The sequence below is a fragment of the Prosthecobacter sp. genome, assembly GCF_046154365.1.
Lineage (GTDB): Bacteria > Verrucomicrobiota > Verrucomicrobiia > Verrucomicrobiales > Verrucomicrobiaceae > Prosthecobacter.
Genome location: NZ_JBJXFV010000006.1, coordinates 91427 through 105953, shown reverse-complemented (window position 1 = coordinate 105953; position 14527 = coordinate 91427). Strand labels below are relative to the sequence as shown.

At 59.7% G+C, this 14527-nt stretch carries 8 protein-coding genes; all 8 read left to right on the top strand.

Annotation, left to right across the window (positions count from 1 at the left end; translation table 11 throughout):
- The first annotated feature begins 18 nt into the window (after positions 1–18).
- From ACKVY0_RS00655 to ACKVY0_RS00620, 8 genes are read left to right on the top strand one after another with little or no spacing between them, the layout of a single operon-like run.
- Positions 19–3051 carry a DUF2341 domain-containing protein gene (locus ACKVY0_RS00655; protein WP_409212847.1) on the top strand — a complete coding sequence of 1011 codons (3033 nt, stop codon included), beginning with the start codon at positions 19–21 and terminating at the stop codon, positions 3049–3051.
- A gap of 17 nt (positions 3052–3068) precedes the next feature.
- Positions 3069–4313: a sialate O-acetylesterase gene (locus tag ACKVY0_RS00650; protein ID WP_409212846.1), complete on the top strand. Its 1245-nt coding sequence runs from the start codon at positions 3069–3071 to the stop codon at positions 4311–4313.
- Positions 4314–4327: 14 nt separating this feature from the next.
- A complete protein-coding gene (locus tag ACKVY0_RS00645) occupies positions 4328–6973 on the top strand; it encodes a hypothetical protein (protein WP_409212845.1) in 2646 nt (881 codons plus the stop codon).
- Positions 6967–8457 carry a hypothetical protein gene (locus tag ACKVY0_RS00640; RefSeq protein ID WP_409212844.1) on the top strand — a complete coding sequence of 497 codons (1491 nt, stop codon included), beginning with the start codon at positions 6967–6969 and terminating at the stop codon, positions 8455–8457. Before ACKVY0_RS00645 ends, ACKVY0_RS00640 begins: the two co-directional genes overlap by 7 nt.
- A 4-nt stretch (positions 8458–8461) precedes the next feature.
- Positions 8462–9484: a ThuA domain-containing protein gene (locus tag ACKVY0_RS00635; protein ID WP_409212843.1), complete on the top strand. Its 1023-nt coding sequence runs from the start codon at positions 8462–8464 to the stop codon at positions 9482–9484.
- Positions 9485–9519: 35 nt separating this feature from the next.
- Complete coding sequence (locus ACKVY0_RS00630; RefSeq protein WP_409212842.1) at positions 9520–10689, top strand: sialate O-acetylesterase; 1170 nt, start codon at positions 9520–9522, stop codon at positions 10687–10689.
- A gap of 38 nt (positions 10690–10727) precedes the next feature.
- Positions 10728–12122, top strand: a complete 1395-nt coding sequence (locus ACKVY0_RS00625) for a GDSL-type esterase/lipase family protein (RefSeq protein WP_409212841.1) — start codon at positions 10728–10730, stop codon at positions 12120–12122.
- A complete protein-coding gene (locus ACKVY0_RS00620; RefSeq protein WP_409212840.1) occupies positions 12122–14521 on the top strand; it encodes a DUF6288 domain-containing protein in 2400 nt (799 codons plus the stop codon). The genes ACKVY0_RS00625 and ACKVY0_RS00620 overlap by 1 nt, the downstream gene beginning before the upstream one ends.
- Positions 14522–14527: the final 6 nt, after the last annotated feature.

Here is a 14527-nt window from a genome sequence, read left to right as displayed (position 1 = left end):
CTCCGACGGCCCAATCGCATGAAACACACCACCTCCGCACTGCTGCTTTTGGCCGCCGTATTGATCCCCAGCTTCGCCAATGCACAGCAAAGATCCGCGTCCGCTGGCCGCTATCAAAGCTGGTTGCGCTCGGCTCCGCTCACAATTCTCACAACCCCGGACGGCGCGAATCTACCAGCGACGGCTTCGGTCGAGCAGTTCCCGTTGCTGGTGCGGCTGCACAAGGACTGGTTCGATTTTTCAAAGGCGAAGCCGCGTGGCGAGGATGTGCGTTTCTCTACGAGCGTGGGCGAACCTCTGGCGTATGAAATCGAGGAATGGAATGCCATGAACGGCACGGCGAGCATCTGGGTGCGCATCCCGCGCATCGAAGGGAATGCGCGGCAGACTATTCGCATGTTTTGGGGCAAGGCGGATGCAGTGAACGAGTCGGATGCGAAGGGCGTGTTCAATGAATCAAACGGCTACCTGAGCGTGTGGCATTTGGGCGATGTGGTGCAGGATGAAACGGGCACGCTGGAGTCGGTGGACACGGGCACGACAGCGACGGCTGGTGTCGTGGGGAAGGCGCGGCATTTCGCGGGGAAGCAGGGCATTTTTGGCGGTGACAAAATCACGGGCTATCCGGTGGCGGACGCGGCGCACACGACAGAGACGTGGTTACGTGCGGAGCAGCCGAATGGGACGTTCATCGGCTGGGGCAATGAGGGCGGTGGACGCGGGAGCAAGGTGAGGATGCAGTTTCGCAGCCCGCCGCATATCAATGTGGACAGCGATTTTTCCAATGTGGCGGGTAAGAGTCCGCTGCCGGTGGGCGAGTGGATTCACGTCGCGCATACATTCGGCGACGGGCCACGACGCATCTATATCAACGGCAAGGTGGATGGCGAAGCGACGACGATGCTCGACATCAAAAGCCCTGCACGCTTGTGGCTCGGCGGCTGGTATAACAACTACGATTTCGTCGGCGACCTCGATGAGGTGCGCATCTCGAAAGTGGCGCGCTCGGCGGAGTGGGTGCGGCTGGAATTTGAAAATCAGAAACCGCTGCAAACGCTCGTGGGGCCATTGATGCAGGCGGGTGCATCGTTCGCGGTGACGCCCGCACAGGCGATGGTGCCGGAGGGCAAAAGCGCGACTTTCACCGCGCAGGCGGGCGGCGCTCAGAAGATCTATTGGACTCTGAAAAGCGCCGAGCAGGAAACGCTGGTCGCGGTGGATCGGTTTACGTTCACCTTCGATGCGGGCCGCGTGACGGGGGACAAGGCGCTGATGCTGCAATGCAAGGCGGTCTATCCCACCGGGGTGCAAACGAAAGACATTAGGATTTCGATCAAGGAGACGATTCCCGATCCTGTTTTTGCACTCACAGCTCCTGCGGCATGGGACGGGCGTGCGACGATCAACATCGTGCCGCTGGTGACAAACCTCGAAGCCATGCGGGCCGGTAGTGCGGGGAATTTGAAGGCGGAGTGGAGCGCGGGACCGCTGGCAGTGATCAGGGAAATCGCGCCAGGCAAACTCACCCTCAAGCGTGCGCAAAACAGCGGGAAGCTGACGGTGACGGCGACGATCAGCAACGGCGGCCTGCCCGTCACGCAGAGTGTGGACATCGCCGTGACGGAACCGAAGAGTGACGCATGGGTCGTGCGCCTTCCGGCGAAGGACGAGCAGCCGGAGGACGGTCAGTTTTACGCACGCGACGACAAGGGCGAGGGCACGCTCTATTACAACGGCACGCTGACCGAAGCCGCCGATTCGGTGTTTCTCAAAGTCTTTGCCGATGAGAAGCCTTACAGACTGGAGACCGCCAAACCAGGTGCGGACAAGTCGTATGCCCTCGCGGTGAAGCTCAAACCGGGACTCATCAAATACAAAGTGGAGTTCGGCAAGAAGGCCGGTGGTAAGGAGACGGTGCTGCAAACGGTGAACAACATCGTTTGCGGTGACGCCTACTTGATCGAAGGCCAGTCCAACGCGCTGGCGACGGACACGCGTGAGCAATCCCCGCCGGAAACTAATGAGTGGATTCGCAGCTATGGAAGCTCGCCAGCCAACCTCAATGACGCGCCTGGAAACCTATGGTGCAACCCGGTCTGGAAGGCGCGAAATGGCGAAAAGGCGGAGCTGGGTTGGTGGGGCATGGAATTGGCGAAGCGGTTGCTCGAAAGCCAGCAGGTTCCCATTTTCATCATCAACGCCGCCGTCGGTGGAACGCGCATTGACCAGCACCAGCGCAGCGCTGCCGACCCAATCGACCTCACCACCATTTACGGACGCATGCTCTGGCGTGTGCAACAAGCAAAGCTGACTCACGGCATTCGCGCCATCCTCTGGCATCAAGGCGAGAGCGACCAAGGCTCGGACGGGCCGACTGGTGGCTACGGGTGGGAGACCTATCAGCAATTGTTCGTGGAAATGTCCGCCGCCTGGAAACAGGATTTCCCGAACGTGCAGCACTATTACACTTTCCAGATCTGGCCGAACTCGTGCAGCATGGGCGGCAATCTAGGTTCCGGCGACAAGCTGCGCGAGAAGCAGCGCACGCTGCCGCAGCTCTTTTCCCACATGAGTATTATGTCCACGCTCGGCGTGCGGCCGCCCGGCGGCTGTCATTTCCCGCTAGTTGGCTGGGCGGAGTTTGCGCGTCTGATTCAGCCGCTGATCGAGCGTGACAACTATGGCAAAGTGCCCGCCGCTTCCATCACCCCGCCCAATCTCCGGCGTGCGTTTTATGCCGGCGGCACGAATGACATGATCACTCTGGAGTTTGATCAGCCCGTGCTCTGGGGCGATGCACTCGCGGATCAGTTTTATCTCGATGGGGAAAAGGACAAAGTCGCCTCGGGCCGCGTCGCTGGAAATGTGCTCACGCTGAAACTAAGGTCCGCGTCCACAGCGCAAACGATCACCTATCTCAAAGAAACCGACTGGAGTCAGGACACCCTGCTCGAAGGCACGAACGGCCTCGCCGCGCTCACCTTCTGCGAAGTCCCACTTTTGTCCCAAAAACCAGCGCACCAAGGCTCAACAACGCCACCGCTCAATTAGGTAACACTCGTCTCATCATGCAAACCAATAACATCACCCTCATCGCGCTCATCTCCTGGAGTATCGCCTCCGACCTACACGCGGCACCGCCCGTCCAAGTCTTCATCCTCGCCGGTCAGTCGAACATGGAAGGTCATGCGAAGATCGAGACCTTTGATTACATCGGTGATGATCCTGCCACCGCGCCGCTTTTGAAAATGATGCACGGCGACGATGGCCAGCCGCGCGTTTGCGATCACACCTGGATCTCCTACTTCACCGGCAAATACGACGGCAGCGCGAATGGCGAAGGCAGCGGGAAGCTCACGGCTGGTTTTGGTGCACGAGACGATGCGACGAAGTCGAATGGCAAGATTGGCCCGGAGTTCACCTTCGGCCTCACGATGGGCGCTGCGCTGAAGGAGCCGGTGCTCATCATCAAGACCGCATGGGGCGGCAGAAGCCTGCACACGGAGTTTCGTCCGCCAAGCGCGGGGCCGTATGAACTCAATGACTACCAGCGCAAGCTCTACTACGGCCCGCCCGGTCATGGCGTGCCCAAGGACATGAACCAGTGGCTCGCGGAGAAGAAGCAAGAAACGGGACGCTTCTACCGCTTCATGGTCGAGCATGTGAAACGCGTGCTCGCTGATCCAAGGCGCGTCTGCCCGGGATATGACGCGAAGGATGGCTATGAGATCGCGGGCTTCGTGTGGCTCCAGGGCTTCAACGACATGGTGGACGGCCACACCTATCCTGATCGCGGCAAGCCGAATCGCTTTGCTGCCTACAGCGATCTGCTTGCACACTTCATTCGCGATGTGCGCAAGGATTTCGGCGCACCCAAGATGCCGTTTGTCATCGGCGTGATGGGAGTCGGCGGTTTGAAGGCAAATCCTGACACTGTCGCTTTCCGCGAGGCGATGACCGCGCCAGCACTGCTGCCGGAGTTCAAAGGCAACGTCTTCGCCGTTCCCACCGCGCCGTTCTGGTCGGAGGAGCTGGCTGCCATCGACGACAAACGTGCCCAAGTCCGCCAGATGGGCCATTTCCTCAACTCCAAGCACAAAGACCACGCGAATGCCGATGGCAAAATGACCGAAGAGCAGAAGCGCGAGCATGTGAAGCAGTTCGAGGCGAAGCTCATCTCACCTGCCGAGGAGGCCCTGTGGAAACGCGGAGCCTCCAACGCCGGCTACCACTACCTCGGCTGCGCGAAGACTTTCGCGCTAATGGGGAAGGCGTTTGCCGATGTCTTGTTGAAGCATCGCGACGCAAACTGATCCTTTGTCCGAACATGCACATTTACCCGCACTTCATTGCCTCCTTTCTGAGTCTGGCCGCGCCGTTGCTCGCTGAGCCGGTATTGACTGGCGGATTGGCAGGCCAGATTCTGATCGAAGAACTGAACTGCGTGGCCTGTCATGAGGCGGAATCTCTCAAACAAAGCTCCAAAAGGGCCCCACGGCTCGCGGAGGTCGGCTCACGGCTGAATCCGGCCTTCATCGAAACTTTCATCCGCGATCCACACGGCACGAAAAAAGGCACCACGATGCCCGATGTGCTCGCAAAGCTCCCCGAGGCCGAAAAAGCCTCCACGGCGGCTGAATTGACTCATTTCCTGCTCTCGCTGCAAAAGCCGGATTTTGCTCCGCAGGCTCCCGATCACGTCGCGGCGGCTGCCGGGCACAATCTGTTCCATTCTCGCGGCTGCGCGGCCTGCCATGCGCCGCGTGATGAATCCGCGAATGAACTGGCGATGGCGAATTCCGTGCCGCTCGGCCCGCTGGAGGCCAAATACAGCCACGCAAGCCTCGTGAAGTTTTTGCGCGATCCGCATGCCGTGCGTCCCAGCGGTCGGATGCCCAACATGCAGCTCCAGGGCCGTGACGCGGAGCGCATCGGCCACTTTTTGATGCAAAAGACACGCGTGCCGGGTGGCTTGCGCTTCACGCTGTATCGCGGGCAGGTTTGGGAAGGTTTGGAGGGTGAAAACGTCACCGCTGAACGTGGCGGACAGGTAGCGGACTTTGCTTTGAGCAGTCTCGGCAAGGTGGAGCAGCACACAGCGATTCGTTATGAAGGCTGGCTGAATGTGAAAGCAAAGGGAACTCACAAGTTTTTCCTCAAGATGAATGGCGGCTCGCTCATGGTGGATGGCAAGATGCTCGTGCAAGAGGCTCCCAGCGACCGTCGAGACGTGAAGGACTTCACGGCGACGCTGGAACTTGAAGCGGGGCCGCACGCCATCGAACTCATCTATTTTCACACCGGGCGGAAGCCTGAACTCACCTTTGAAATGGAAGCGCCGCAGTTCCCGCGCGGGCAGATTCCCACTGCGATGCTCTCGGTTTCCAAAGAGCAGCTCGCTGCGTTTGCATCAACGAAAGTGAATGCGGCACTCGCTGTGAGAGGTCGTGAGCAGTTTGGCAAACTCGGATGCGCGAACTGCCATGATGATTTGAAACTGCCCCGCCTTTCCGCACCCGCTTTTGCCACGCTCGATGCCACTCGCGGTTGTCTGGCCGATTCCACAGGCCCGCGTTTCGGCTTGAGTGCGGCGCAGCGCGAACTCATCACCCAGTCACTGCCCACCGTGCTGAATCCGCAGCTCGATGACACGCAGCAGATTCACAAAACGCTCGCGTCGCTCAACTGCATCGCCTGCCACGAGCGCGGTGGCCTCGGCGGTCCTGCGACGGAGCGGCGAGCGCTGTTCACCGGCACGCAGCCCTCTCTCGGCGATCAGGGGCGCATCCCGCCGCCGCTTTCACATGTCGGGGCGAAACTCACACCGGAATGGCTCGCCGCCGTGATGCTGCACGGGCAGCGGCAGCGCGATTACATGGACGCGTCGATGCCGCAGTTCGGCGAGGCGCAGGTGGGGCACTTGGCGGAACTGTTTGGCCGTGTGGACAAGCTTGAAGACGCCGTGTTGCCAAAGGTGACGCAGCTTCAGGAATCCAAAGCGGCAGGCTACGAGATGGTCGGCGCCACCGGACTCGGCTGCATCATTTGTCATGAGTTCAACGGTCAGAAAGCAGGCGAGATCAGCGCGCTCGACCTCGCCCGCACGACGGAGCGTCTGCAAAAAAACTGGTTCACGCTCTTCATGCGTCAGCCCTCGCGCTTTCATCCCACCGTCATCATGCCGGGCTTCTGGCCCGATGGGAAATCCCTGCGCCCCAGCATCCTCGCGGGCGATTCCGCACAGCAGATCGAGGCGATTTGGAATTACCTCGCTGATGGCGAACGCGCGAAGAAGCCCGCCGGACTCTCGCGCCAGTCCTCCGAGCTGCGCGTCGGCGATGTGGCGGAGATTTGCCGTGGGCGGGGCCCTGCAGGTTATCGTGGCATCGGCGTCGGCTATCCCGAGCAAGTGAATCTCGCCTTCGACTCCGGTGAAATGTCGCTGCGCATGTTGTGGCGCGGCGAGTTTGCTAATGTGGACAACGGCTCCTTCAATCGGCGCGGTGACGATGCGATTTCATTTCCGCCCGGCATTCCGTTTCATCGGTTGAAGTCGCTGGAGGAGAACTGGCCCTCCAAGGGCAAAACGAACCACGCCTTTCCGCAGGATCACGGCTACGAGTGGCGCGGCTACGTGCTCGATGCGAAGCACTGCCCGACTTTCCGCTACCTGTTCGGCGAGATTGTCGTGGAGGAGTTTTTCGAAGACATGCGAGGCCCGAATGGCCGCAGCTTCTTCAATCGCACGCTTCGCCTGACCGCACCCGCTCCACAACAGCCCTTCCATTTCCGCGCCGCAGCGGGAGGCAGCGTGACGAAGGTGTCTGAGCGTGAATTTCACATCGAAAAACTCACGCTGCGGCTCGGGGATGGCCTCAGCGCCATGATTCGCGACGGTTCGCCTGCTGAAGTGCTCATCCCGCTCACTTTGTCACAAGGCACCACCACACTCGTCCTCGACTACCAATGGTAATCACACGCCACATCGCTATCGCCGCCCTGGCACTCGCTCCGCTGCTGCGTGGGGCGGAAGACCTCGGCGAAATGTGGGGCACCGCCGCCGAGGAGGCGAAGTATTATCCCATCACGAACATCCCCATCCCGCCCACCGTGCCGATGCGTCCCGGCCGCTTGGAGTTCCTGCCGGATGGTCGCCTCGCGGTCGGCACACGGCGCGGTGACATCTATTTCGTGAAGGGCGCGCTCGATTCGCCGCCGCAGCCGCAGTTTCATTTGTTCGCCACGGGTCAGGATGAGATATTTTCACTCGCTTGGCGTGACGGCGCGATGCTGGCGACGACTTTTGGCGAGGTCACACGCATCTCCGACACCGATGGCGATGAAGTGGCCGACCGCTACGACACGCTCACCAGCAACTGGGGCTACGCCGAGGGCCATGAGTTCGCCTTTGCCTCGAAGCCCGACGCCGATGGCAATCTCTGGGTCACGCTCGGACTCAGCGGCTCTTATGAATCGCACAATCTCTTTCGTGGCTGGGCGGTGAAGGTCACGCCTGCGGGCAAGATGATTCCCGTTTGCAGCGGCCTGCGCAGCCCCGGCGGCACGGGCGCGAACGCACAAGGCGCGATGTTTGCCATCGAGAGCCAGGGTCCGTGGAACGGCTGCTGTTCGCTCAAGCATCTCAAAGAAGGTGCGTTCCTCGGCCATCCCGCGAGCTACAACTGGTATCCCTTCGCGCCGAACGTCAAAGCGCCCGCGCAGAAGCCGAACAGCGACTCGCGCATGGCCGTGGAAAAGCGCCGCGTGCCGGAACTCGTGCCGCCTGCCGTGCTCTTTCCGTATATCAAAATGGGCCGCAGCATCTCCGGCTTCCGCCTTGCACAGACGGGCGGAAAATTTGGACCCTTCGACGGCCAGCTTTTTCTCGGCGACTACAGCCTCAGCATCATCATGCGTGCCACCACCGAGCAGGTGAATGGCGTGTGGCAGGGCGCGTGTTATCCCTTCCGCGAAGGACTCGCCACCGGCATCATGAATGTGGAGTTCTCACCGCGCGGCCAGCTCATCGCCGCTGGCTTCACCACCAACCGCCAGTGGCCCGTGCGCGGCACCGAGCCTTTTGCACTGCAGCGACTCGATTGGACCGGCCTCGTGTCGTTCGAGGTGAAGGAGATCAACATTCGCAAAGACGGCTTCATCGTCACCTTCACGAAGCCAGTGAATGCCGCCATCGCGTCCAAGATCGAAAACTACGCGCTCACCACCTACACGCACATTTACCACGGTGCCTATGGCAGCCCCGAAGTGGATCACACCGAGCCGCGTATCCTCAGCGCCACGCCTGCCGCCGATGGGCTCAGCGTGCGGCTGCGACTCGAAAAAATCACCGAAGACCACATCCACGACTTCGACTTCAGCAAAATCACCTCGCAGCAAAACGAGCTGCTGCTGCACCGGAAGGCCTACTACACGGTGAATGAAATCCCACACGACTAATCTCATGCTCCGATTCTTCTTCGCACTCGTCCTTTACACTCATGCGCTCGCGCATCCCGTGCCGGAAAGCACGCAATGGCTCACCTATCCCGATGGCGACGGCCCCGGCAAAGGCCGGCACATCATGCTCATCGCCGCCGATCAGGAATACCGCAGCGAGCAATCCATGCCGATGATGGCGAAGATCCTGAGCACACATCATGGCTTCGATTGCACCGTGCTCTTTGGCGTGAATGAGAAAGGCGAGGTGGACCCAACGATGCCGGTTTATCCCGAGAAAGGAAAAGAGAGTGAGTTCAAGCAGCATCACATTCCCGGACTCGAACACCTCGCCTCCGCAGACCTCGTTATCTACTTCACCCGACTGCTGACCTTGCCGATGAACGAGCGCGAACTCATCGTGAAGTATATCGACTCGGGCAAGCCCTTCATCGCCCTGCGCACGGCCAACCACGGCTTCCACGCGCCGCTGCCCTACAAGATCAACGGCAAGCAAGTCAACTGGGGCACCGAAGTGCTCGGTGGTGCCTTCATGGGCCATCATGGTCGCTGGCACGCCGACTCCACACGCGGCATGATCGTCGAGGAACAAAAGCAGCATCCCATCCTCAGCGGCGTGAGCGACATCTGGGGAAACTCGGATGTCTATCGCACCTACAAGGAGGGCACCAGCCTGCCCGCCGACTGCACCGCGCTCGTCTGGGGCCAGCCGCTCATGGGCCGCAAGCACGATGATCCGCCGAACACCAAATTGGAGCCTCTGCCCGTCGCGTGGATCAAAACATGGCAGACCAGCAGCGGCCAAAGCGCCCGCGTTTTTCACTCCACCATGGGCAGCGGCCACGATCTCCAAAGCGCGGGCCTGCGACGTCTCATCATCAACGCGGTCTATTGGGGCATGAGCATGGAGGCCGCCATCAATCCCACACGCAGCGTGGACATCGTCGGCAGCTACGAACCGCTGGAGAGCGGCTTCAACTACGCCAAACTCGGCGTGAAGCCCAAACCTGTCTCCGCTTATAAATGATCCCCCTGCAAAACGATTCGCACTCATTCCCCATCATGAAACTCATCCTCCTCTCGCTACTCGCTATCGCACTGCCAGCTGCTGCCAAGCCCCTGCAAGTCTTCATCCTCGCGGGCCAGTCGAACATGCAAGGCCACGCCAAGATCAGCACCTTCGAACACATCGGCATGGACGCGGCGACGAAGCCGATGCTGGATGAGATGCAGAACGCCGATGGCACGCCAAAGGTCTGCGAGCGCGTGTGGCTTTCATCGATCGGCTGCGCCAAAGATGACACGACAGAGCAGACGGGCAAGTTGACGGCGGGCTTTGGTGCCACAACGGAGAAAATTGGCCCCGAGTTCACCTTTGGCCTCTACATGCAGAAGTTCACGGATGCGCCCATCTTGCTCATCAAAACCGCGTGGGGCGGCAAGAGCTTGAATACCGATTTTCGTCCGCCAAGCGCCGGGCCGTATGTCTTCAATGAGACGCAGCTCGCGCAGTTTCAAAAGCAGGGCAAAGACGTCGCCGCGATCAAGACGACAAAGGAAAAAGAGACCGGCGCTTACTATCGGCTCATGATCGAGCATGTGAAGAAAGTGCTCGGCGACCTCAAACGCGTGGTGCCGAGCTACGATGCGGCTCAGGGCTACGAACTCGCCGGTTTCGCATGGTTCCAAGGTTGGAACGACCTCGTGGACTCCGGCACCTATCCCAACCGCGACAAGCCCGGCGGCTACGATGCCTACAGCACCGCGATGGCGCACTTCATCCACGACGTGCGCAAGGATTTGAACACGCCAAAGCTGCCCTTCGTCATCGGCGTGCTCGGAGTCGGTGGTCCGACCGATAAGTATGGCCCCGACCAGCAGCGCTACAAAAGCACGCACGACAACTTCCGCGCCGCGATGGCCGCACCAGCGCAGTTGCCCGAGTTCCAACACAACGTGGTGGCCATCCGCACCGAGAAGTATTGGGACCTTGAATTGACTGCCGCCAAGGCAAAGGACAACGACATCAAGCAACAGGCCAAAAAGCAGGGCATCGAGGACAAGGTCGCGCTGGAGAAACTCCGAACCTCAGGCCTCACCGAGCGCGAGCGCTTGATCTTGGAAAAAGGCATCTCCAACCTCGAGTTCCACTACCTCGGCTCCGCCAAGATTCTCGGCGGCATCGGCAAAGGCTTGGCCGAGGCGATGGCGAAACTCAAGCAGTTCAGGTGATAGCGTGGCCTCTCATCGTTCAATATGATTCTCAGCCGATGACTTCACGATGGATCTATTTGTCAGGCGTCTTCCTGATCTCCGCAGTCCAAGCCGCAGAGCACTTCTGGGATGAGATACCGCTCTCCGCCAGCACCACGCGACCATCCAAAGTCCAGGATGATTACTGGAACAGCCAGTTTCTCAGAGTGAATCGCGAGGTAGCTGCTGCACAAGAAACCCGACTGATATTCTTTGGCGATTCGATCACTTGGTCATGGTCGCTTGGGCCTGCCACCGGGCGAGATGTATGGGCGGACCAATTCGCTGCTTACAACCCCATCAACATGGGAAACTCCGGCGACATCACCCCGGTGATGCTTCACCGCGTCACGCGCGGCAACCTAGATTTCCCAGCGGGGCGGCAGCCCAAAGTCGCGGTGGTGTTATGCGGCATCAATAACTTCATCGTCTCCAAAAGCGACGGCGGTAAGGAGACGTGGGCCTTGGGCATCAACTGTCCGCCAGAGGACATCGCTGAAGGACAACGGGCAATCGCTCAGGTATTCCGTCGCAGACTGCCGCAGACCCGCGTGATCATGATGGCCTTGCTGCCCGTCGCCGATAAGGCCAAATGGGAGAAATGCCAACGCGTCAACGCGATCAATGCCAGTCTCGCTCGTGATCCCAACCAAGTAGCCTATCTCGACTTGCAGGACCGCTTCCTCCTTCCCGACGGCACCATCAACCGGGCGCTGTTTACCGATGGCATCCATCTCAGCAAAGAAGGTTATCAGGCATGGGCGAAGGGCATTGCTCCACTCATCGAGAAGTTCATGAAAGCCCCTCCACTCACGCCGGTGAAGATCATGCTGATTGGCGGCTCTGCCACGGAAGGACTCGACTCAAACTCCTCCTACAGGCGCTATCTTGACGGCATGCTGAGGAGGAGCGGGCACTTGATCGACTTCGTAGGAAGCCGCAACAAACACAACAATGACAGCACCGAGCCGGGCAGCTATGAATTTGACCCTGATCACGAAGGCCACTGGGGCAAAGACTCCACCTGGATCGCGGAAAACATGCCTCGCCTATTGGAACGCAATGTGCCCGATGTGGCCGTGATCCATCTTGGAGTCGAAGACATCGATGCAAACCAAACCCCCGACGGCATCGTCCAAAACATCGACCGCGTGATCCAAGCGCTTGGTTCCAAAAACCAACGAGTGAAGATCGTGATCGCGAAAGTCCCACCAGTCGAAGGCAAGGAAGAGACCTCCGTTCTGCTCAATCAAAGAATATCCCAACTCGCCAGCTCGTCAGCCTCGGTTCTGCAACCCGTGGTCGCGGCTGAAACAAATCAGCGTGTCGGCGACGCCGCAAAAACCGCTGCGATGCTAACGAAAGCACTGCACCCGCTGCTAGCCACTCTCCAAGATCTCCCATCCAAATAATGAAAGCCACCATCAATACTGCTGCTGCCATTCTGTCCGTTCTCGCCCTCCACGTCCACGCGGCTGGCGGCGACGGCAAGGTTCCGAATCCTGATTTCACCAAAGGCGACACCATCCCTGCCAAGGCGAAGCACGACTGGAACCTCGGTGCCACGGGGCTGCGCGGCTGGATCTACACCAACGAGTTCGTGACCTATGAAGCCCGCCAAGTCGCCGTCACGAAGGTTGAGAAACGATCGCCATCGGATGGGGTGATCAACGTCGGCGACGTGATCCTGGGAGTGGGTGGAAAAGCGTTCGCATACGATCCGCGCACTGAGTTAGGCAAGGCGCTCACGGCTGCGGAAGCGGGAGATGGCAATTTCAAACTCACCCGCTGGCGTGCCGGAGCCACCACCGAAGTGGTGGTGAAACTACCGCCGCTCGGCAGCTACAGCGTCACCGCGCCCTATGATTGCCCAAAATCGAAACGCATCCTTGAAGCCGGTTGCAAGGCGTTGGCCAAACGCATGGAGCAGGCCGACTACACGAAGCAAGATCCCATTCCACGTTCGCTCAATGCATTGGCTTTGCTCGCCAGTGGCGAAGAAGAATACATGCCACTGATCCGCAGGGAAGCACGATGGGCGGCTGATTTCACGACGGATAGTTACCAGACTTGGTATTACGCCTATGTCATCATGCTGCTCTCTGAATACCACACGGCCACCGGAGACGATGCGGTCATGCCGGGGCTCAAGCGGCTTGCGTTAGAGGCGGCGGAAGGCCAGAGCAAGGTCGGCTCCTGGGGCCACCGATTCGCCAAACCGGACGGAAGGCTCTCCGGCTATGGCATGATGAACGCACCTGGCTTGCCGTTGACAATTTCGCTAATCATGGCGCGGCAGACAGGTCTCAAGGAGCCTGCCGTTGACCTCGCCATCGAGCGCAGTTCCAGGCTCCTGCGCTTCTACATCGGCAAGGGCGCGGTGCCCTATGGCGACCACATGCCATGGCTGGAGAACCACGAGGACAACGGCAAATGCGGCATGGCAGGTGTGATGTTCAACCTGCTCGGCGAGAAAAACGGCGCGTATTTCTTTTCACGCATGAGCTTGGCCGCACATGGGGCCGAGCGCGACGGCGGACACACGGGCAACTATTTCAACATCCTGTGGTCGATGCCTGGCGTGGCCCTAGCAGGCCCACAAGCCACCGGCGCATGGATGAAGGAGTTCGGCGCATGGTATTTCGATCTCGCCCGCGCATGGGACGGTGAATTCCGACATCTAGGACCGCCGGAGCCGGGTCTCGACAGCTACCACGACTGGGATGCCACCGGCGGATACTTGCTGGCCTATGCGATGCCGCTCAAGAAGATCATGCTCACCGGCAAACAAGCCAGCACCGCGCCACAAGTCGATGCCACCGCCGCGCAAGCCATCATTCAAGACGGACGCGGCTGGGACAACAAGGATCGCTTCAGTGCGTATGACAAACTCAGCCCGAAGGCCCTGCTGGAGTGTCTCGCGAGTTGGTCGCCGGTCGTCCGCGAGCGTGCCGCGATGGCCCTGGCCCGCCGCAAGCCCCCCTTCCCGATGGATGCGCTGATCAAGCTGCTCGAATCACCCGACCTCAACACGCGATACGGAGCCTGTGAAGCACTCCAGCGGCTAGGCGGGCACTCCGCACCCGCCGTGGACGCTCTCATCACGCAACTGAGCGAAAAGGACATCTGGCTCCGCATCAAAGCGACCGAGGCACTCTGCAAAATCGGTGAACCAGCCGCAAAAGCGCTGCCCGTTCTTCTTCGCATGCTGCCAGAGATTGACACCATGAACGACCCGCGCGGCATGCAGCAACGCTGTTTCTCAGCGGCTATTTTTGATCGCGGAGGACAGATGTTAAAGCTTCTCGCAATGGCGGACCAAGCCGCTCTCAGCAAGGCCGTGCAAGCCGGTCTCCAGAATCAAGATGGCCATGCCCGAAGCATCATTTCCTCGGTCTATAAAACCCTCTCATTGGAGCAGATCAAGCCACTGTTCCCCGCCATCTATCAGGCGATCATCACCCCGGCTCCAAGTGGCGAGATGTTCGCGGAGGATGTCCGCATCGAGGGGCTGCGCGTTTTGGCCAAACATCGGGTCAAGGAGGGCATCGACGCCTGTGTCAAATACGCCATGAGTCAAAATCCATGGAGCAGCGAGAACCGAACACCTGAAATCATGGAGATCATCCTAACCTACGGCACGCACGCGAAAGCGGTCGTCCCCGAGCTCGAGAAAGTCGCCCATTACTTTGAGAAGGACGAGAAAGACTTCCCTCCTAATCTGATGATCAAGAAAGCAAACTCCGTCCGCGACACGATCGCTGCGATCAATGCCTCGACCGACTCCCCGGAACTCATGGACATGAAATAACAGTGA